This window comes from Labrys miyagiensis, assembly GCF_030160835.1.
Classification (GTDB): Bacteria; Pseudomonadota; Alphaproteobacteria; order Rhizobiales; family Labraceae; genus Labrys; species Labrys miyagiensis.
On record NZ_BSPC01000026.1, the window covers coordinates 191,005 to 210,525 of the forward strand.

Here is a 19,521-nt window from a genome sequence, read left to right on the forward strand (position 1 = left end):
TTTCCGCATCTGTCTATGCTCACTGCCCTCATGGCCTTTTCGTTCCGCCAAATCCAGTATTTCGTCGCCGTTGCCGAGAACGGCGCGGTGTCGCGCGCCTCGCATGAATTGTCGATCTCGCAGTCGACGGTGACGGAAGCGATCCGCGAGCTGGAGGGCGATCTCGGCTTTTCCCTGTTCGAGCGCCGGGCCCATGGCGTGGAACTCACGCTCAAGGGCCACCAGTTCCTGCGCCATGCACGCAAGATTCTCTCCGAGATCGCCGATGCACGCCGGGCTCTGCGCAGCGAGACGGCGCCGGTGGAGGGGCGGCTCGCGCTCGGCGTCACGCCTCTGGTGGCCGCCTATGTGCTGCCCGATCTCCTCGCCCGTTTCCGCCGCGCCTTCCCCAATGTGGTGGTGGAGATCGTCGAGGACGGGCGCGACTATCTCGACCATCTCCTGGTGGGCGGCGAGCTCGACGTCGCCGTGATGGTGGCGGGCACCGAGAAGAGCGCGCCGGCCTTGCATGTCGAGACCATGGAGGCCTCGCCCTACCGGCTCTGGCTGCCGATCGGCCATCGCCTCGCGGAGGCCGAAAGCATCGGCATCGGAGATCTTGCCGAGGAGCCCTTCGTGCTGCTGATGCTCGACGAGATCGCCGAGGCGGCCGAATATGCCTGGCGCCGCGCCGGCGTGCGCCCGCCGGTGGCGATCCGCACGCGCTCGGTGGAGGCGGCGCGCAGCCTGGTGGCGACGGGCGCGGGTGTCGCCATCCTGCCCGAGCTCACCTATCGCCCCTGGTCGCTGGAGGGCGACAAGATCGAAGCCCGCGACCTCGTCGAGACGCTGGCGCCGGTGGAGGTGGTGATTGGCTGGCGCCGCGGCTCGCCGCTCGATCCGAACGTGGAACAGTTCGTGGCGGTGGCACGGACCTATCGGCGGCGGTGACGCTGGGAGCTCTTCCCGGGTGCGCGGACGTCTCGTCCGCATCTTGGAAACGATTGCGTTGAAGGATAGGAAGATGCGGACGGGACGTCCGCGCACCCGGGAAGGGCCTCCGTGCTCCTGGCGATCCCTTCCCCTTCCTATCGGTTTTTCCGATAACACCAATCTCCCGAATGGTGTGGCGCCCCTCGCCAAGCCGAGTCATTCTGCTCACAATCCGAAAAACGACCAAAAAACATCAAGCACCATTCGGCGTTCTACCTGACGGCAACCAGAGGGAAGACATCATGTCCAGGGTTAAATGGATCTTGGCGCTCGCCGGCGTCGCGGCTTTGGCCGTACCGGCGCTTGCGGCGGAACTCGGCAAGGGGGAGGGCGAAGTCGATATCATCGCCTGGCCGGGCTACATCGAGCGCGGCGAGACCGACAAGAATTACGATTGGGTCACCGAATTCGAGAAGAAGACGAGCTGCAAGGTCAATGTGAAGACCGCCTCGACCTCGGACGAGATGGTCGCCCTGATGAACGAGGGCGGCTATGACCTCGTCACCGCCTCGGGCGATGCCTCGCTGCGCCTCGTCGCCGGCAAGCGCGTGCAGGAGGTCGACACCTCCTTGATCCCGAGCTGGAAGACGGTGGACGAGCGTCTGCAGAACGCCCCCTGGCACACCGTCGACGGCAAGCATTACGGCGTGCCCTATCAGTGGGGCCCGAACGTCCTGATGTACAATTCGGATGTCTTCAAGGACGCGCCCAAGAGCTGGGGCGTCGTCTTCGAGGAGCAGAAGCTGCCGGATGGCAAGTCCAACAAGGGCCGCATCCAGGCCTATGACGGCGCCATCTACATCGCCGATGCCGCGCTCTACCTGATGTCCAAGAAGCCCGAGCTCGGCATCAAGGATCCCTATGAGCTGAACGAGGACCAGTACAAGGCAGCGCTCGACCTCCTGCGCCAGCAACACACCCTGATCCAGCGCTACTGGCATGACGCCAATGTGCAGGTTGACGACTTCAAGAACGAGGGTGTCGTCGCTTCCGGTTCCTGGCCCTTCCAGGTCAACCTGATGCAGGCCGACAAGAAGCCGATCGCCTCCACCATCCCCGCCGAAGGCGCCACGGGCTGGGCCGACACCACCATGATGGCGGCGGAAGCAGCCCACCCTAACTGCGCCTATATGTGGCTGGAGCACTCGCTGGAGCCCAAGCTGCAGGGCGATGTCGCCGCCTGGTTCGGCTCGCTCCCCGCCGTCCCCGCGGCCTGCAAGGCCTCGACTCTGCTGACGGATACCGGCTGCCAGACCAATGGTTATGACAACTTCTCCAAGATCAAGTTCTGGAAGACGCCCATTTCCAAATGCACGACGCAGAGCACCTGCGTGCCTTACTACCGCTGGGTCACCGACTACATCGCCGTGATTGGCGGGCGGTAACACTGGGAGCGCGGACATCTTGTCCGCCTCTTCCCGGGTGCGCGGACGTCTCGTCCGCATCTTGGAAGCGACGCGATCTACAAGAAGAAAGAGCGGACGGGACGTCCGCGCACCCGGGAAGAGGCAGGCGAGACGCCTGCGATCCCAGGGGCTGCCACGCCTTTTTTTGACAGGCCGATCGGACATTTATGGCTCCTTCCTCACCCATTCCCGCCGTCTCCTTCCGCGGTGTCGAGCGCCATTTCGGCTCTGTGCGCGCGGTCGACGGTGTCGATCTCGACATCGCGCCTGGCGAGTTCTTTGCCATGCTCGGCCCGTCCGGCTCGGGCAAGACGACGTGCCTGCGTCTGATCGCCGGCTTCGAGCAGCCGACGGCCGGCCATATCGAGATCTTCGGGGAGACGGTGGAGGGCATGCCGGCCTATCGGCGCCCGGTGAACACCGTGTTCCAGGACTATGCCCTGTTCCCGCATCTCAACATCCTCGACAATGTCTGCTACGGCCTGATGGTGCGCGGCATCGGCAAAGACGAGCGCTATCGCCAGGGGCGTGAGGCGCTTGCCCTGGTCAAGCTCGCCGGTATGGAGACGCGCAAACCCGGCCAGCTTTCGGGTGGCCAGCGCCAGCGCGTGGCTCTCGCCCGCGCCCTGGTGGTGCGGCCCAAGGTGCTGCTGCTGGATGAACCCCTTGGCGCGCTGGACCTCAAGCTGCGTGAGGAGATGCAGGGCGAGTTGAAATCGCTGCAGCGCTCCCTCGGCCTGTCCTTCGTTTTCGTCACGCATGACCAGGGCGAGGCCCTGTCGATGGCCGACCGCGTCGCCGTGTTCAACGACGGGCGCATCGTGCAGGTGGCGAGCCCGGAGGATATCTATGAGCGCCCGGCCACGCGCTTCGTCGCCGATTTCGTCGGCAGCTCCAATGTGATCGAGCCGGCGCTGACCAAGGCCTGGATCGGCGTCGACAAGCCGGCCAGCCTGAGGCCGGAGAAGATCGATCTGCTGGCGGATGGCGCCGGTGCGGCCGGCGGCGTGGTGGTAGCAGGCACGATCACGCAGGTGCTCTATCACGGCGCCGTCAACCGCGTGGAGGTGACGACGGATGGGGGCGGGCGGCTGCTCGCAGCCGTGCCGGCGTCCTCGCCCGTGCGGCCGGCGCAGGGTGCCCCCGTGCGCATCGCCTTCGCGCGCGATGCGCTGCATGTGATGGAGGGCGCATGAGCTCGGTCGCCACCATCGCTGCGCCCCGCGAGACCTGGTTGCGCCGGGTCTCGGACGTGCTGGTGGCCCGGCGCGGGCTCTATCTGATGCTGCTGCTGGTGCCGCCCCTGCTCTGGCTCGGTATCGTCTATCTCGGCTCGCTCTTCGCCCTCCTGATGGAGAGCTTCTATTCGATCGACGAGTTCTCCGGCACGATCGTGCGCGAGCCGACGCTGAAGACCTATGCCGAGCTGTTCACGCCGGCCAATCTCGACGTCATCCTGCGCACGTTTTCGGTGTCGGTGATCGTCACGCTGCTCTCGGCGGTGATCGCCTATCCCATCGCCTATTATGCGGCGCGCTACGCCCGGGGCCGGGTGAAGGCCGCCTTCTACCTCGCCGTCATGATGCCGCTGTGGTCGAGCTACCTGGTCAAAGTCTACGCCTGGAAACTTCTGCTCGCCAAGGAAGGCATTGTCGGCTGGGTGATGACCGAACTCCGCCTGTCCTGGCTTCTCGATGCCTGGCTGAGCCTGCCGGTGGTGGGCGGTCCCTCGCTCTCGGTGAGCTATACCGGCATGGTGCTGGTGTTCCTCTATCTGTGGACGCCCTTCATGATCCTGCCGCTGCAGGCCGCGCTCGAGCGCGTGCCCGGCTCGCTGATCGAAGCCTCGGGCGATCTTGGCGCCCATCCGCGCCAGACCTTCTTGAAGGTGATCTTCCCCCTGGCGCTGCCCGGGCTGATCGCCGGCGCCATCTTCACCTTCTCGCTGACGCTCGGCGATTACATCGTGCCGCAGATCGTCGGGCCGTCCTCGCTGATCCTGGGACAGGTGGTCTATTCGCAGCAGGGAAATGCCGGAAATATCCCGTTGGCGGCCGCCTTCTCGGTCGTGCCGATCGTGATCATGGGCGTGTTCCTGACGGTCGCCAAGCGGATGGGGGCCTTCGATGCACTCTGATGCTGGGAGCGCGGACGTCTCGTCCGCTCTTGGAAACGATAAGCTTGCAGGCAAGAAGAGCGGACGGGACGTCCGCGCTCCTGGGAGCCCACTCTCCCTGCGCCTTACCGCCGGCGCCGGCCTCGTCTTCCTGCACCTGCCGCTGCTCTTCATCATCCTCTACGCCTTCACCACGGAGGAGAATTCCTACGAATTCCCGCCGCCGGCCTATACGCTGAAATGGTTCGCCGTCGCCTGGAACCGGCCGGACGTCTGGAACGCGCTGTCGCTTTCCTTCCGCGTGGCGCTGATGTCGACAGCAACAGCCCTCATTCTCGGCACGCTGGCGGCGGCAGCCCTGTCGCGCGCCAGGTTCTTCGGCCGGGAATCGATCTCGCTGCTGCTGATCCTGCCCATCGCGCTGCCGGGCATCATCACCGGCATTGCGCTGCGCTCGGCCTTCCACCAGGCCGACATCCCCTTCACCTATTGGACGATCGTGCTCGGCCACGCGACCTTCTGCATCGTCGTCGTCTACAACAATGCGGTGGCGCGCTTCCGCCGCCTGTCGCCCTCGCTGATGGAAGCCTCGATGGACCTCGGTGCCGACGGCTTCCAGACCTTCCGCTATGTGGTGCTGCCCGCCATCGGTACGGCGCTGCTCGCCGGCGGCATGCTCGCCTTCGCTTTGTCCTTCGACGAAGTGATCGTCACCACCTTCACGGCCGGCCAGCAGCAGACGCTGCCGATCTGGATGTATGACCAGTTGATCCGCCCGCGCCAGCGTCCCGTCACCAACGTCGTCGCTGTCATCGTCATTCTCGTTACGGCGCTGCCTATCCTCGCGGCCTACTACTTCACTCGCGAGGGCGAAAACATTGCCGGTTCAGGTAAATAGGAGAAAGATCTCATGCTCGATACCAAGATGCTGATCGGCTCGAAATTCATCACCGGCACCGAGTCGCCGGAGAAGGTGCTCAACCCCAAGACCGAGGATACGGTGATCGACCTGCCGGAGGCCTCGGTCGAGCAGATCGACGCTGCGGTCGAAGCCGCAGACAAGGCCTTCGCCACCTGGTCACGCACCACGCCGGCCGAGCGCTCGGCCCTGCTCCTCAAGCTTGCCGACGCCATCGAGAAGGATGCCGAGGCCTATGCGACGCTGGAGGCGCTGAACTGCGGCAAGCCGCGCATCCGCGTGCTGCAGGACGAGATCCCCGCCATCGTCGACTGCTTCCGCTTCTTCGCCGGCGCCGCCCGCACCATGCATGGCCTGGTGGCGGGCGAATACATCCCCGGCCATACCTCGATGATCCGCCGCGATCCGATCGGCGTGGTGGGCTCCATCGCGCCCTGGAACTATCCCCTGATGATGGCGGCCTGGAAGCTCGCCCCGGCGCTGGCGGGCGGCAACACCATCGTCATCAAGCCGTCCGAGCAGACGCCGCTCACCATGCTCAAGCTCGCCACCGCCATTGCCGAGATCTTCCCCGAGGGGGTGGTGAATGTGGTCGTCGGCCGCGGCGAGAGCGTCGGCAATGCCCTGATCCACCATCCCAAGGTCTCGATGGTCTCGTTGACCGGTGACGTCGCCACCGGCAAGAAGGTGCTGCAGGCGGCGTCCAAGACCATCAAGCGCACCCATCTCGAACTCGGCGGCAAGGCACCGGTGATCGTGTTCGACGATGCCGACATCGACGCCGTGGTCGAGGGCGTGAAGATCTTCGGCTATTACAACGCCGGCCAGGACTGCACCGCTGCCTGCCGCATCTACGCGGGAAAGAAGGTCTACGACAACCTCGTCGCCGATCTCTCCGCCGCCGTGAAGGGCCTCAAATACAACCAGCCCAATGATGACGACAACGATATCGGACCGCTGATCTCGGCCCGCCAGCGTTCGCGCGTCGCCTCCTTCGTCGAGCGCGCCACCGAGCACAAGCATATCGAGATCGCCGCCGGCGGGCATCTGGCCCCCGGCAAGGGCTTCTTCTACGAGCCGACCGTGGTGGCGGGCGCCCTGCAGTCCGACGAGATCGTGCGCCGCGAGGTGTTCGGCCCGGTGGTCTCGATCACCCGCTTCGACGATGTCGAGGAGGCGCTGACCTGGGCCAATGATTCCGACTACGGCCTGGCCTCCTCGGTGTGGACGCGCGATGTCACCAAGGGCATGCAGATGGCGTCCCGCCTGCAATATGGCTGCACCTGGGTGAACTGCCACTTCATGCTCACCAACGAAATGCCCCATGGCGGCGTGAAGTCCTCCGGTTACGGCAAGGACCTGTCGATGTATGCGCTGGAGGATTACACCGTGGTGCGGCATGTGATGGTGAAGATGGGGTAGGGGGCGGGGCAGTCGCTGGTTGAAGCCGCGCGCTCGACGCCCACGTTTGCTGGTGTTGCGCAGCCCCTCACCTCGATCCTCTCCCCGTAAACGGGGCGAGGGGACTTTGAAGTCGAGGTTTGGTCGGAAATGCCTCATCTCGCCCAGCCGGTTGGGCGAGATGAGGCGTCATGGAATAAAACCCGGCGATTGCGCCCCCTCGCCCCGTTTACGGGGAGAGGATAGAGGTGAGGGGCTACGGCAACCTTGGCAATGCCATTTGCCCCCTCACCACACCTTCCCTCCATGGTGGCGGCTTTCCAAAGCTTCGCGCCGCCGACACTTGCCCGGCTCAGCAAAAGCGGCATGATGTCCTCAACGACAAGTGTTTCGGAGGAATCATGGCGGTTTCGTCTGCCCAGAAGCCCTGGCTGGCTTCCTACAGTGGAGAGATGAAATCCCATGTTGAGGAAGTGCCCTACAGGCTGCTGGGCGATATTGCGGTTGAAAGGGCCCGGCAAACACCGAACAAGGTGGCGTTCACCTGCGTCATGCCCAATGGCATGCAGGGCTCGCTGAGCTTTCGCGAGGTCGACCGGCTGTCGGACCAGTTCGCGGCCTATCTTCACGCCGAGCTGCGCCTGCCGCCGGGCTCGCGCGTGGCGATCCAGGCGCCCAACGGCCTGTCCTATCCCGTGGTTGCCTTCGGTGTGTTCAAGGCCGGCTGCACGCTCGTCAACATCAACCCGCTCTACCAGGCGGAGGAGGCCGCCGCGGTCTTCGCCGATGCCAGCATCTCGGCTCTCGTCGTCATCGACATGTTCGCCGATCGCGCCGCCAAGTCTTTCGCCGCCGTGCCGGTGAAGACGGTCATCCTCGTCAGCGCCGCCGAGTTCTTTCCCGCCTTCCCCCGCACCTTGATCGGCCTCGTGCAGAAGCATGTGCGCAAGGAGATCCCGGCGGCGGGTTTTCCCCATATCCGCCTGCCGCAGGCGCTGGCGCTCGGCCGTGCCAAGATGGCGCGCGGCCTCAAGGTCTCCGATATCACCGAGACCATGCAGCCCTCGGCGATCGCCTGCCTGCAATATACCGGCGGCACCACGGGCGTGAGCAAGGGCGCCATGCTCACCCACACCAACCTGATCATGAATGTGCTGCAGGTGCTCTATTTCGCCGGCAGCAAGATCTCGCAGGCCGACACCATCCTCACGGCGCTGCCGCTCTATCACATCTTCGCCTTCATGGTGAATTTCCTCACCTTCACGGCCCGCAGCGCCCATGTCGTCTTGGTGCCCAATCCCCGGCCGCTAACCAATCTGAAGAAGGTGTTCGAGAAATATCCGATCAGCTTCATCACCGGGGTGAACACGCTGTTCAACGGGCTGCTCAACGAGGCCTGGTTCACGACCATGCCCCACCCGCATCTCAAGATCTGCATCGCCGGCGGCATGGCCCTGCAGGAAGCGGTGGCAGCGCGCTGGCAGAAGATCGTCGGGGTGCCCCTGGGCGAAGGCTACGGTCTCACCGAGACCTCGCCGGTGGTCTGCTTCAATCCGCTCGGCTCCGGCCACAATGGTTCGATCGGCATCCCCATCCCCGACACCGACGTGACCTGCGTCGACGACGATTTCAACGAGGTTCCTCCCGGCACGCCCGGGGAACTGGCGGTGCGCGGGCCGCAGGTGATGACCGGCTATTGGCGCCGCCCTGACGAGACCGCCAAGGTGATGCGGGGCGAGTGGATCCTCACCGGCGACATCGCCACCATGGACGAGACCGGCTATTTCCGCATCGTCGACCGGCGCAAGGACATGATCCTGGTCTCCGGCTTCAACGTCTTCCCGAACGAGGTCGAGGATGTGCTGGTGAAGATGCCCGGCGTGAAAGAGGCGGCGGTGGTCGGCGTGCCCGACGGCGCGGCGGGCGAGGCGCCCAAGGCCTTCATCGTGCGCACCGACGCGACGCTGACGGCGGAGGCGGTGCGGGCCTATTGCCGGCAGCATCTCACCGGCTACAAGGTGCCGAAATTCGTGGAGTTCCGCGAGGATCTGCCCAAGAGCAATGTCGGGAAGATCCTGAGGAAGGATTTGCGGGGGTGACTGGGAGCGCGGACATCTTGTCCGCTCTTGAACCTCCATCCCAATAGAAGAGGGCGCTGCCTGGGTTAAAGGCCGCGCCCTTTTTAGGTCTCAACACTCGATCATCGTCGCAGGCTCCTGTGGAAGCCGCCTCGTTTCAAGAGCGGACAAGATGTCCGCGCTCCCAGCGACAGCTCTACTGCCGGTAATGCTGGATCCGCGTCGTCCGCAACCCCGCCAGACCATGCCGGTCGATCGAGGCCTGCCAGCTCAGGAACTCTTCCGTGGTCAGCACATAGCGGCTGCAGGCTTCCTCCAGGCTCAGGAGGCCGCCGCGCACGGCGGCGACCACCTCGGCCTTGCGCCGGATTACCCAGCGCTGCGTGCCGGGCGGAGGAAGGTCCGCAACCGTCAACGGGCTGCCGTCCGGGCCGATAACATATTTCACCCGGGGGCGAAGAACTTCGGTCATGGGTACGCTCACACAATTCGAATGACCATGTGAGCTCGAAATTAGGGCCCCCAACTTAAAAATTGTTGAAGGAAATTGCGAAAAACACCGCTCATTGCGCGTAATGCCATAAATCTGCAACAAGCTGAATCAGGCCTTAACCTGCGCCAGGGCTTTTTCCGCGTGCACGGGCATCTTGCCCGTACTTTCTATCCTTTGGACGCGGCGGTTCAAGAACGGGCAAGATGCCCGTGCACCCGGATGGCGCCGAACTAAAGCGTTTTGCGATTTGCCGGAATCGGCAAGAATCGCAAAGACGCGTCGAAACAAAGAGTTAGAGCAAGGCAGCGTTTGCGCCTAAACGCGCTTTGCTTTAGGCGTAGCGCTTGGCCCCGGCCACGCAGACGACCACGCCCGCCGCCACAGCCCAGACTGCGAGGCCGACCTGCTCGTGCAGCAGCAGGGCGGCCAGCGCCAGCGACAGGAAGGGCTGCAGCAATTGCAGCTGGCCGACGGCGGCGATGCCGCCCTGGGCGAGGCCGCGATACCAGAACACGAAGCCGATCAGCATCGAGAACAGCGAGACATAGGCGAGCGCCGAGAGCGCCGGCCAGCCGATGGCGCCGGGATTGCCGGGCGCCCAACAGAGGGCGAGCGGCAGCATCACCGGCAGCGACAGGGCCAGAGCGAAGGAGATCACCTGCCAGCCGCCGAGCTCGCGCGAGAGGCGGGCGCCTTCGGCGTAGCCGAGGCCGCAGACCAGGATCGAGGCGACCATCAGCCCGTCGCCCCAGGCATCGCCCGCGCTGCCCTGGCTGAGCGCGAACAGCGCCACGATGGCGGCGCCGGCCAGCGAGAACAGCCAGAAGCCGAAGCGCGGGCGCTCGCCGCCGCGCAACACGCCGAACACGGCGGTCGAGAGCGGCAGCAGCCCGATGAACACCGTGGCGCGCGCCGAGGTGATGCTCTGCAAAGCGAGGGCGGTGAGCAGGGGGAAGCCGACCACGCAGCCGAGCGCCACGATGGCGAGCGAGCCGATCTCACCCCGGCGCGGCCATTTCTGCCTGAGGAGCAGCAGGAGGGCGATGCCGATCAGCCCGGCGATGGCGGCGCGGGCGGTGGTAAGGAAGAGCGGCGTGAGATCATGCACGGCGATGCGCGTCGCCGGCAGCGAGCCGGAGAAGATCGCCACGCCCAGAAAGCCGTTCAGCCAGCCGGCCGCCTTGTCGTCCATTGTCTTACGCTTTCACTTGCTTGCAGGCGCAACGTCATTCCGGGCGACCAATGGGAGACCCGGAATCCATGAACGCAAACCTTGCAAGGTGGTGTTCATGGATTCCGGCGTTCCGCTTCGCTCCAGCCGGAATGACGTCGCACTCGCCCCGATTAACTTGAATTCAGACCCCAACCTTCCCAGAATCCCTCTGGCCATAACAGGGACGGACCAGTACAATCAGCCCAAACTGTACTGGACATGTGAGGGGTACACATGCTCGACCAGACCAAGGCTGGCACGCTGATCGAACGCGCCATCGCCGAGATCCGGCGCCTGGCCGCGGCGGCGCCCGGCGTGCGGCTGCCTTCCATCCGCCGCCTCGCCGAGCGCCAGCAGGTTTCCAAATCGACCATCGTCGAGGCCTATGACCGGCTGGCGGCCGAGGGCGTGGTCGAGGCCCGGCCGGGTTCCGGCTTCTTTGCGACGGCACGGGCGAAACCCTTCGCGCTTTCGGAAAACACGCCGAAGCTCGACCGTGCCATCGATCCCCTCTGGATCTACCGCCAGGCGCTGACGCCGCGGGCGGGCGTGCTGCATCCCGGCTGCGGCTGGCTGCCCGATAGCTGGCTGCCCGCCGACATCATCCGCCGCGGCCTGCGCGCCGTGGCGCGGGACGAGGGCGCCAACCTCTCGGCCTACAGCCTGCCGCAAGGCTTCTGGCCACTGCGCGAGCACCTGGCCCGCCGCCTGGTCGAGCGCGGGCTCGCGGTGGAGCCAAGCTCGATCCTGCTCACCGATTCCGGCTCGCGCGCCATCGATCTCGTCTGCCGCTTCCTGCTCGAGCCCGGCGACGCGGTGCTGGTCGACGATCCCTGCTATTTCAACTTCCAGGCCATGCTGCAGGCCCAGCGCGCCCGCATCATCGGCGTGCCCTATACCCCGCACGGGCCCGACCTCGACCGTTTCGCCAGTCTCTGCGCCGAGCACCGGCCCAGGCTCTATCTGACCACGGCGGTGCTGCACAATCCCACCGGCGCGACGGTGAGCGTCGGCACCGCCCACCGCCTGCTCAAGCTCGCCGAGCAGCATGACCTCATCCTGGTCGAGGACGCCATCTTTACCGATTTCGAGGCCCGCCCCTCGCCGGGACTGGCGGCGCTGGACGGCTTCGAGCGAGTCATCCATCTCGGCAGCTTTTCGAAGACGCTGACGGCGGCCCTGCGCTGCGGCTATGTCGTGGCGCGGGCGGACTGGATCGAGGGCCTCACGGACCTGGCGCTCGCCACCGGTATCGGCTGCAGCGACATCGCGGCCCAGACCACCTTCCGCCTGCTCACCGACGGCAGCTATCGCCGCCACCTCGAAGCCCTGCGCCCCCGCTTGGCCAAGGCGATGGCCGCGACATCAGACCGCCTGCAAAGGCTCGGCCTCACTTTGTGGACCGAGCCAGAGGCCGGCATGTTCCTCTGGGTCGAACTCCCCGAGGGGCTCGACTCCGCCACCCTCGCCATGCGCGCCCTGGAACAGGACGTGGTGCTGGCCCCCGGCAACATCTTCAGCGTCTCGCAGAACGCCAGCCGCTTCCTGCGCTTCAACGTGGCGCAGAGTGGCGACAAGCGGCTGTTCGACGTGCTGGGAGATATCCTGGGATCGGAGGCATCTCAGCCCGCTAGCGCCGACTTTACGAGGTGAAGCGCGCTAAACGAGGAATGCCACACTAATTACCTTCTTCTCCTATTGCGGGGGAAGCCGACGGCTGGCCCATTCACTGCGCGGGATAGGCTTCCCAACCCGGAATGCGAAGTTAACGACTTTCGTGGCCTGCGTGTCGACCTCGCAACGGACGCTCACATCATACCACTGCGAATTCGCGCGGAACGCCGATCCCGTCACTTCGAGCACGGTGCCCTCCACTGGCTCTAACGGAGGAAGCAGATCCGGATCATAAGCAGGAGAGCCATATAACAGTTGGACATGCAGCTCTGTGATGCAAAGCTGGCTGAACCGTGCGCCGCGCGACTTGGACCCCATCGCCATCATGGAACTCACATCGTTGATTGCATCCGGCGACAATAATGTCTTGACCGAGTGAAGCGTCGCGTCCGGTTCCGTCTGGGCGCCATCCCCCGTCTTCGCCGCCTTGGCCGATGCGCCTTGTAGAACCTCGTCCGCTGCGTCCGTCGTCACCGATAGAACCTTTGGAAGACCTTGCCTGGCCGGATCGGGCAAGCCCAGCGGTGCGGCCGCGCCGCCTTCGGTATTCTGGCCAGCCAGAGACTTTCGGGGGCCGCGATCCTTATCGCCAAACTGAAGGACCGGCTTGAGCACGGCAGTCTGGCCTTGCGGTGCGCTTGAAGCGTTCGCCGGCGGCTCCACCGGCGCACTGGCCTCCGGCGGCTTTTCGGGCTGGGGCGGAGTGGCCGGCGGCGGCGGTTGCGTTTTTGGTTTCTCCGGCGGCTTGGGCTCCGGCACCAGCTCCACCGTTATCACCTGCTCCTCCTTCAGGGGCGACACCAGCGACAGGGGCAGGATGAGCACGGCGGCAAGCACATGCATGGCAATGGCGGCGAGCAAGCACCACATCCACACCCGCTGCTGGTCCGGCTGTTCATTCCTCATCGCGAACGATGTGGAATGAAATAGAGGCAGCATCAAGCAACCCAGGCCTGCAGGAGCGAAATATTCATCCGCCCGGTGTGGCCTCGTTGCGCAAGGTGGGGAAGGCTTTCGCGCTCGCTGCCGGCATCGGCTGGAGCCACGTCGCGGCCCAGACCACCTTCCGCCTCCTCGCCGACGGCAGCTACCGGCGCCACTTCGAAGCTCTCCGCCCGCGCCTCGCCAAGGCGGTGGCCGCGATTTGATTTTAACGAGGTCGCAGCCTCGCGATTTGCTGTCTATCGCTAGATCGAAGAGCGCTCGATCCCGCATGCGACGATCGTGATCAAGGAAGAAGCGGATCGCCCAAATCTGCCGTATCTTCAGCGCTTTCTTGGCTCCGACCTTTCGGCCCGCATTCCAAGCCGGCCTTCCTCTGGCTCCAGGGTCATACAGTGAAACACCCATCTTCGTTCTCCTTCGGCCTTGTTGACCAAAGAAGAAAACGATTGTGGCGAGGAATTCAGCGCTGGGGCCGGAAGCTGATTGGGCCTATGAACGGCCAGAGTGCGCAAAGCAGTCATCGATAGGCGAAGGAGTTGACCCGTCGCGGTCGTTCAAAATGTGCATAGACAGGAGAAGCTGGCGTTCAACGGCTCGGCCGGTGCTTCCGCTAATCATCGCCGCTTCTCAGTGGAAATCAACAGCCAGTCGTATCATGATGATCCGTGAACTGGCGATATAATTGAAGTCGAAAAGTATATAACCTTGGTGAAGAGGCGTCGCCTTAGATAGAAGCAAGGCGGGCAAGCTGGACTGCAGCCCCTTGAGGTGACTTTAGCGCAATCGGTGCAGTATACGCTTACGCTACCTACTTCGGTCTGGATGGGTCCGAAATGGAACCCGGTCGGTCCCATGCTTTCGGAACGTTGGAGTACAACAGGGGAATGAGCGCTAGTGTCCACATAGGCAAGTTGGCGGGCGGTCAATATTTGCGCGTGGGTCCTGCAAGGAGCGTCATCGCCGCTACCTCGCAACTAGGCCATCAACCCGATAAGATTTTCGAAAGTGCTGGCGTTGATCCGAATGTATTCTCAGACCCTGACAATCTCATCGATGTTGTTGAGCTGGGCCGCATTGCTGCGGCCGCAGCAAAGATCACGGGACGCGAGGATATCGGACTACTCACGGCAGCCTTGGTCGAACCCGGTGATCTTGGCTTAGTTGGCCTCCTTGTCCTTGAAGGTCCCGACGTCAAGACGTCCCTTTTGAATCTCGTGCGTTTCCTTCACTTCCATGACCGACCCGCTGTCATTTCCTTGAGCGTCTACAAGGAGAATGTGCATCTGCGGTATCAAATCAGGAATCCGAATTTCCCGGGTGCCAACATCATACATGATTGTTCGGTTGGCATAGCCTATCGCCTCATGAAGGTTCTATGCGGTCCGCAATGGGCACCGAATAGGATCCTTTTGTCCCGACGAGTACCGACTAACCCGACGCCCTACTACAGATATTTCGGCTCCATGCTCGAATTCAATGCGCCGGAAGATGCCGTTGTCTTTGCAACCTCAGATCTTGCAAGACAAGTGCGCCCCCCAGGAAGCCATAATGAGCCCTTCGATGCTAGGGACCTTCGCGAACAGCTGATCCAAAAGATGTCAGCCATGTTGGGATTTGGCGCCATCACGGGAACCCGTCTCGCAGCGGAGTTCAACGTGTCTCGCCGAACACTTGATCGCAAATTGTCTCTCATCGGAACGAGCTGCGTAGAATTGCTCGACCAAGTGCGGCTGTCCCGAGCCCAGCGGCTCCTTGCTGCTGGCGATGCCCCGTTAAGCGATATTGCTTTTGCGCTGGGATACTCGGAACAGAGTGCGTTCACGCGCTTTTTCAAGCGCACTACCGGTTTATCACCCCGAAAATGGCGCGAGGTTGTTGCGAACGACAGTTGATTTTGCGCTTTCGATCGGCCTGTCCCTGAGGGCACGGGTGAACCCAGTTCCAATGCGCAAGACCCGCGCTGAAAACGATGTTTCTTGCGGCTGGGCGGACTGCCGCTGAGCGCGGTGTAGGAACAGCGCCAAAAGGCCTGACGCAGACAGTCCGCGCGGCGCCCTCGGCGCGGACCAAGGCGCTCTCTTTCCTCGGCGCGAGGGCAAGCCGTCACCCATCTGGCTCGTGAGCGGATGACAGCCTGCCAAAACGAAAGGCGAACGGGTGCCTTCCAACCGATAGTTTCGTGTCCTCATTCAGCTTTGACGATGGCCGGCGGAGACCATGTACCATTGATAACCGAGGGATCATTCTGGTTGGGTGCATACATCCGCAGCATTGGAATGAATTGACCCTCGGGGGCCGGCAGCCAATTTGATTCCTTGTCCTTGCCCGGCGATTTGGTCTGGAAGTAAAGAGTGGTCGAGCCGTCCGGGTTGGTTTTGAGGTGATCACGTGCGCTGACGGTGAACTTGTTGAGGACATTCGGCGTGAACCACCATCCTCCGTCTACCATATACATGGTGATAGACCAGAAGCCGCTGACGGGCGGCGTCAGACCTTTCGCGAAAGTCAGTGTGTAATTGTTCTTACCGGAAAGCTGGTCGCCTTTACTGTCGACTTCGGTGTAGGGGTAGACCGCGTCATCCTCAAGGTTCGCCGGCCAGCCAAACGCCGCGACGACAGCGCGCTTCATGTAATCGGTGCCGTACCGGCCCAAACCCTTGCTGATCACCCAGCCATTGACGATTTTGCCCATGGCATCCTTGTGGGCAGTAATCGCTTTGAGGGCGTCCTGCGGCAATGTCTTGAGGGCCGCCTGTACTTCGGGCGCCAGCTTGGAGCCGTCGAATTGCTGACAGGGAACAATGCCGATCGTTGCCATTTCCGCCACGATTGCCGCATCCTCGGCCCTTGGAGGGGCGTCTTTGCACATCAATTTGGCGACCAGGTTGAAATAACCGGTGCTATCCATGCCCAGGATGACGTCTTGCGGCTTGTCGGTCATCGAGAAGCCCGAGTCGACCACGGGAGGTGCGGCATAGGTGAACTTCTTGCCGTATGAAGCCAGCGGGGTCAGGGACAGCTTCGCTTGCAGCGCGTTTACCTTCTTGTAGTCAGCGGGCTGGCCGTTGGCGTAGGTTCTTCCAAGTATCGTCATATAGCGTGTGGGGGACTCGATGTGCCTCATCCCCTCCGGTACGCTGCCGGTCCAGCCTGGGCCGGTCAGCAGGAACTTGGTGGCTGCGCCACCCTGAGTGCGCGCGCCTGGCGTCTCGATGATCCGCATCCACAGGTCGACCATCTCCCACAAATAGAAACGATTTCCCATGTCGGGCGCACTGAAGACCACCGGCTGCGCCAGATCGACCCAGGCTATCGAATACAGAGTGTCAGCGTTCGGCGCCGAAACCCCGCGATAATCCGCTGGCGGATAGCGCGGTACGTTGGTGAACTGCCCCATCGGGCTCTGCAGGCCGATTTGCTTCGGTACGTTGCTCATCTGCAGACGAGTCACTTCCGTGGTGACCAGCGAATAGCCATAAATGTATGCATCCACTGCCGTTGTGGCGCTGTTAGAGGTCTGCGCTTTGGTTTCCTGCGGCCAGGCAAGAGTTACCGCGGCAAGTGCCGCGGCGAGCACAGCGCCAGTCTGGTATATGCAGTCGGACTTCATTTTCTGTCGCATGGGAAAAACTATCCTCGGGAGATACATCTAACGATAGATACAAAGAGAAATTCTCTCGGGCATTGATACTCAATGCCTTGAAGGGATCTAAAGCTGTCCATTGGCTCGTTACTACCGAGCCTTTTGATCGACTGAATACCACAACTATTACGGGTTGTTTTGACATTTTGAGCCAAGCAATGCGATTCCGTAGGCTTAATCCTCAAATAGGCATCGTCGTTCAAAACTGAGCCCTATAACGGCCGGCGCTGGACGCAATCCGCCTATAACTTCGCGCAGGGCATATACACGTTTTGTCATTCTCGAAGCGACGGGGGGGATCGTGTCCTAGGGCGTGGTGTAACCTTGGCCAGCGAGGATCACCGCTATTTTCGGCTTGCAAGTGCCTGCCACCCAGGTTGCATAGCGAAGCAGATTTCGACCTTCAGCGTTATTGGCGCTATGTCTGGTTTTTGTCAGAGACGAAACAGCCCGGAAGGGCGGAAATGGGGCGCGAAGCCGCCTGCGCGTGGCATCACCGAATGCCCGCTTGAGCGAAGAACAATCAGGTGCCTCAGCGTCCGGCCCGGGCCGAAAGCCGACGCTCCCAGCCACCCCTCAAAACGGCAGCGGCGCGTTCTCCTTCACCTCCTTCATCACGAAAAACGTCCGCGTCTGCCTCACCCCGGGCAGCGCGATCAGCTTCTGGCCGTGCAGCTTGTTGAAGTCGGCCATGTCGCGCACGCGGATCTTCAGGAGATAGTCGAAATCGCCCGCCACGAGATTGCAGTCCAGCACATCCTTGAGCTCGAGCACGGCGCCTTCGAAGGCGGCGAAGCTTTCGGGGGTGGAGCGGTCGAGCACCACGCCGACCATGACGAGCGCGCTGAGGCCGACGGCGGCGGGGGCGATCTCGGCGCGCACGCCGGTGATGCAGCCCTCCTCGAACAGCCGCTGCGTGCGCCGGTGACAGGTGGCGGGGCTGACATTCACGCGCTCGGCGAGTTCGGCGTTGGTCAGCCGGCCCTCCGCCTGGAGAGTGCGCAAAATCCTGACGTCGACGCGATCCAGAACGGCTTTGGAAGAATCTTCCATTTCAGGGGCCTATTGTGAATGAAGACGTTGCTAAACATACTCTGAATTTCTCAAAACAGAAGATTTCTCTCCATTTTCGAGAACACCTTTCATTGCAATTCCTCTATTCTCCGCGCCCATGATGCACTCATGGAGACGGGCCAATGTCGCTGCTGCAGAACTTCGAACGCTATCCGCTCACCTTCGGTCCGACGCCGATCGAACATCTGCCGCGGCTGACGCAGGCACTGGGCGGGCAGGTCGAGATCTATGCCAAGCGCGACGACTGCAATTCGGGCCTCGCCATGGGCGGCAACAAGCTCAGGAAGCTTGAATATATCGTGCCGGACGCCATCGCTGCGGGCGCGGATACGTTGGTCTCGATCGGCGGCGTGCAGTCGAACCACACGCGCATGGTGGCGGCGACGGCCGCGAAGATCGGCATGAAATGCGTGGTGGTGCAGGAGAAATGGGTTCCACATTACGACGCGGTCTATGACCGGGTCGGCAACATCCTGCTGACCCGCCTGATGGGCGCCGACAGCCGGCTGGTGGAGGACGGTTTCGACATCGGCATCCGCAAGAGCTGGGAGGATGCGATCCAGTCGGTCAGGGATGCCGGCGGAACGCCCTATCCGATCCCGGCCGGGGCTTCCGTGCACAAATTCGGGGCTCTCGGCTATATCGGCTTCGCCGAGGAAGTGGCGAGGCAGGAAGCCGAGCTTGGCTTTACGTTCGACTATATCATCGTTTGCGTCGTCACCGGCTCCACGCAGGCCGGCATGATCGTCGGCTTCGCCGCGCAGGACCGCGCCGAGAGGGTCATCGGCATCGATGCGTCGGGGACCCTGGCGCAGACCCGGGCTCAGGTGCGCGGTATCGTCGACAACGCGGCCACGCTGGTCGGCCTCGGCCGCCCCGTGCGCGAGGACGAGATCGTCATCAACCCCGATTACGCCTATCCCGCCTATGGCGTGCCGTCCGAGGAGACCAATGCGGCGATCCGCCTTGCCGCGCGCACCGAGGCGATGATCACCGATCCCGTCTATGAGGGCAAGTCGATGCAGGGCATGATCGACCTGGTCCGCAAGGGCTTTTTCCCGAAGGGGTCGAAGGTTCTTTATGCCCATCTCGGCGGAGCGCCGGCGATCAACGGCTACAGCTATTACTACAAGGAGGGCTGACGGGGGGCTTCACACCGTGCGGAGAGTAAGTGCATCGCTGTGAGGCTGTCATCCCCGGCACGGTCGAGCGCTCTTGCCGGGTGCGCGGACGTCCTATGACACTCAAGTGAGTGTCAGACGATCCGCTCTTGGAAACGTTGCGGCTGCTGGTTGGAAGAGGCGGACGAGACGTCCACAGGCGCCAACTTTACGCGCCGAAGCGGCGGAAACTGGAGGGGCGATCACCGATCGCCCTCTTCCTTTTCCGCAAAACGCATCGTTTCCAAGATTGTCGATCCCGCCACTTCGGCGATGCCGAAGTGGCGGGATCGACACTCCCACTGTGCGTCTTACTGCGTAAAGTTAGCGCCTATGGACGAGACGTCCGCGCACCCGGGAAACGCCCCCAACGGCAATGCCGTCGTAAATCGTTGATCCGAGTTCGCATCTCAGACATAAAGAGAAC

The 19,521-nt window shown here is 62.9% G+C and carries 16 protein-coding genes; 11 read left to right on the forward strand and 5 right to left on the reverse strand.

The genetic code is table 11. From position 1 onward, the window contains the following. The first annotated feature begins 30 nt into the window (after nt 1-30). From QQL24_RS15410 to QQL24_RS15440, 7 genes are all read left to right on the forward strand, one after another. Nucleotides 31-930 (forward strand): LysR family transcriptional regulator, encoded by a 900-nt coding sequence (locus QQL24_RS15410; RefSeq protein ID WP_284313197.1) that lies wholly within the window; start codon nt 31-33, stop codon nt 928-930. Between the two features lie 284 nt (nt 931-1,214). Next, on the forward strand, nt 1,215-2,357 hold the full coding sequence (locus tag QQL24_RS15415) for an ABC transporter substrate-binding protein (protein WP_284313145.1): 1,143 nt from the start codon (nt 1,215-1,217) through the stop codon (nt 2,355-2,357). Between the two features lie 188 nt (nt 2,358-2,545). Beyond that, nucleotides 2,546-3,574: an ABC transporter ATP-binding protein gene (locus QQL24_RS15420; RefSeq protein ID WP_284313146.1), complete on the forward strand. Its 1,029-nt coding sequence runs from the start codon at nt 2,546-2,548 to the stop codon at nt 3,572-3,574. Further along, nucleotides 3,571-4,515, forward strand: a complete 945-nt coding sequence (locus tag QQL24_RS15425; protein ID WP_284313147.1) for an ABC transporter permease — start codon at nt 3,571-3,573, stop codon at nt 4,513-4,515. Before QQL24_RS15420 ends, QQL24_RS15425 begins: the two co-directional genes overlap by 4 nt. Beyond that, nucleotides 4,505-5,392 carry an ABC transporter permease gene (locus QQL24_RS15430; protein WP_284313148.1) on the forward strand — a complete coding sequence of 296 codons (888 nt, stop codon included), beginning with the start codon at nt 4,505-4,507 and terminating at the stop codon, nt 5,390-5,392. The genes QQL24_RS15425 and QQL24_RS15430 overlap by 11 nt, the downstream gene beginning before the upstream one ends. 12 nt (nt 5,393-5,404) lie before the next feature. Further along, nucleotides 5,405-6,835, forward strand: a complete 1,431-nt coding sequence (locus QQL24_RS15435; protein ID WP_284313149.1) for a gamma-aminobutyraldehyde dehydrogenase — start codon at nt 5,405-5,407, stop codon at nt 6,833-6,835. A gap of 380 nt (nt 6,836-7,215) precedes the next feature. Then, a complete protein-coding gene (locus tag QQL24_RS15440; protein ID WP_284313150.1) occupies nt 7,216-8,913 on the forward strand; it encodes an AMP-binding protein in 1,698 nt (565 codons plus the stop codon). A 175-nt stretch (nt 8,914-9,088) separates the two neighbouring features. Here QQL24_RS15440 and sciP read toward each other — a convergent pair whose 3' ends face one another. Together sciP and QQL24_RS15450 are read right to left on the reverse strand one after the other, a co-directional pair. Beyond that, on the reverse strand, nt 9,089-9,364 hold the full coding sequence (gene sciP / locus QQL24_RS15445; protein ID WP_284313151.1) for a CtrA inhibitor SciP: 276 nt from the start codon (nt 9,362-9,364) through the stop codon (nt 9,089-9,091). Nucleotides 9,365-9,716: 352 nt separating this feature from the next. Continuing rightward, the gene (locus QQL24_RS15450; protein ID WP_284313152.1) at nt 9,717-10,577 is read right to left on the reverse strand and encodes a DMT family transporter; all 861 of its coding nucleotides are present in this window, start codon (nt 10,575-10,577) and stop codon (nt 9,717-9,719) included. 255 nt (nt 10,578-10,832) lie between these two features. On the opposite strand from QQL24_RS15450, the gene QQL24_RS15455 reads away from it, so the two are divergent. Beyond that, a complete protein-coding gene (locus QQL24_RS15455; protein ID WP_284313153.1) occupies nt 10,833-12,251 on the forward strand; it encodes an aminotransferase-like domain-containing protein in 1,419 nt (472 codons plus the stop codon). A 42-nt stretch (nt 12,252-12,293) separates the two neighbouring features. Here the strand turns inward: QQL24_RS15455 and QQL24_RS15460 are convergent, their stop codons facing one another. Next, complete coding sequence (locus QQL24_RS15460) at nt 12,294-13,211, reverse strand: DUF930 domain-containing protein (protein ID WP_284313154.1); 918 nt, start codon at nt 13,209-13,211, stop codon at nt 12,294-12,296. Between the two features lie 53 nt (nt 13,212-13,264). Between QQL24_RS15460 and QQL24_RS15465 the strand changes: the two genes are divergently transcribed. Beyond that, nucleotides 13,265-13,420, forward strand: coding sequence for a hypothetical protein (locus QQL24_RS15465; protein WP_284313155.1), 156 nt, complete (start codon nt 13,265-13,267; stop codon nt 13,418-13,420). Nucleotides 13,421-14,101: 681 nt separating this feature from the next. Further along, nucleotides 14,102-15,109 carry a helix-turn-helix domain-containing protein gene (locus QQL24_RS15470; RefSeq protein WP_284313156.1) on the forward strand — a complete coding sequence of 336 codons (1,008 nt, stop codon included), beginning with the start codon at nt 14,102-14,104 and terminating at the stop codon, nt 15,107-15,109. 293 nt (nt 15,110-15,402) lie between these two features. On the opposite strand, the gene QQL24_RS15475 is transcribed toward QQL24_RS15470, so the two are convergent. Together QQL24_RS15475 and QQL24_RS15480 are read right to left on the reverse strand one after the other, a co-directional pair. Next, nucleotides 15,403-16,839 (reverse strand): DUF1254 domain-containing protein, encoded by a 1,437-nt coding sequence (locus QQL24_RS15475; protein WP_284313157.1) that lies wholly within the window; start codon nt 16,837-16,839, stop codon nt 15,403-15,405. 597 nt (nt 16,840-17,436) lie between these two features. Further along, nucleotides 17,437-17,913 (reverse strand): Lrp/AsnC family transcriptional regulator, encoded by a 477-nt coding sequence (locus QQL24_RS15480; protein ID WP_284313158.1) that lies wholly within the window; start codon nt 17,911-17,913, stop codon nt 17,437-17,439. Between the two features lie 143 nt (nt 17,914-18,056). Between QQL24_RS15480 and QQL24_RS15485 the strand changes: the two genes are divergently transcribed. Next, nucleotides 18,057-19,076 (forward strand): 1-aminocyclopropane-1-carboxylate deaminase, encoded by a 1,020-nt coding sequence (locus QQL24_RS15485; protein WP_284313159.1) that lies wholly within the window; start codon nt 18,057-18,059, stop codon nt 19,074-19,076. The last annotated feature ends 445 nt before the right edge of the window (nt 19,077-19,521 follow it).

Excerpts from the sequence above, each read along its gene's own strand:
- QQL24_RS15475 (WP_284313157.1), bottom strand. The coding sequence starts at position 16,839 with ATGCGACAGAAAATGAAGTCCGACTGCATATACCAGACTGGCGCTGTG.
- QQL24_RS15440 (WP_284313150.1), top strand. The coding sequence starts at position 7,216 with ATGGCGGTTTCGTCTGCCCAGAAGCCCTGGCTGGCTTCCTACAGTGGA.
- sciP (WP_284313151.1), bottom strand. The coding sequence starts at position 9,364 with ATGACCGAAGTTCTTCGCCCCCGGGTGAAATATGTTATCGGCCCGGAC.
- QQL24_RS15435 (WP_284313149.1), top strand. The coding sequence starts at position 5,405 with ATGCTCGATACCAAGATGCTGATCGGCTCGAAATTCATCACCGGCACC.
- QQL24_RS15430 (WP_284313148.1), top strand. The coding sequence starts at position 4,505 with ATGCACTCTGATGCTGGGAGCGCGGACGTCTCGTCCGCTCTTGGAAAC.
- QQL24_RS15420 (WP_284313146.1), top strand. The coding sequence starts at position 2,546 with ATGGCTCCTTCCTCACCCATTCCCGCCGTCTCCTTCCGCGGTGTCGAG.
- QQL24_RS15425 (WP_284313147.1), top strand. The coding sequence starts at position 3,571 with ATGAGCTCGGTCGCCACCATCGCTGCGCCCCGCGAGACCTGGTTGCGC.
- QQL24_RS15450 (WP_284313152.1), bottom strand. The coding sequence starts at position 10,577 with ATGGACGACAAGGCGGCCGGCTGGCTGAACGGCTTTCTGGGCGTGGCG.
- QQL24_RS15460 (WP_284313154.1), bottom strand. The coding sequence starts at position 13,211 with ATGCTGCCTCTATTTCATTCCACATCGTTCGCGATGAGGAATGAACAG.
- QQL24_RS15470 (WP_284313156.1), top strand. The coding sequence starts at position 14,102 with ATGAGCGCTAGTGTCCACATAGGCAAGTTGGCGGGCGGTCAATATTTG.
- QQL24_RS15410 (WP_284313197.1), top strand. The coding sequence starts at position 31 with ATGGCCTTTTCGTTCCGCCAAATCCAGTATTTCGTCGCCGTTGCCGAG.
- QQL24_RS15480 (WP_284313158.1), bottom strand. The coding sequence starts at position 17,913 with ATGGAAGATTCTTCCAAAGCCGTTCTGGATCGCGTCGACGTCAGGATT.
- QQL24_RS15455 (WP_284313153.1), top strand. The coding sequence starts at position 10,833 with ATGCTCGACCAGACCAAGGCTGGCACGCTGATCGAACGCGCCATCGCC.
- QQL24_RS15485 (WP_284313159.1), top strand. The coding sequence starts at position 18,057 with ATGTCGCTGCTGCAGAACTTCGAACGCTATCCGCTCACCTTCGGTCCG.
- QQL24_RS15415 (WP_284313145.1), top strand. The coding sequence starts at position 1,215 with ATGTCCAGGGTTAAATGGATCTTGGCGCTCGCCGGCGTCGCGGCTTTG.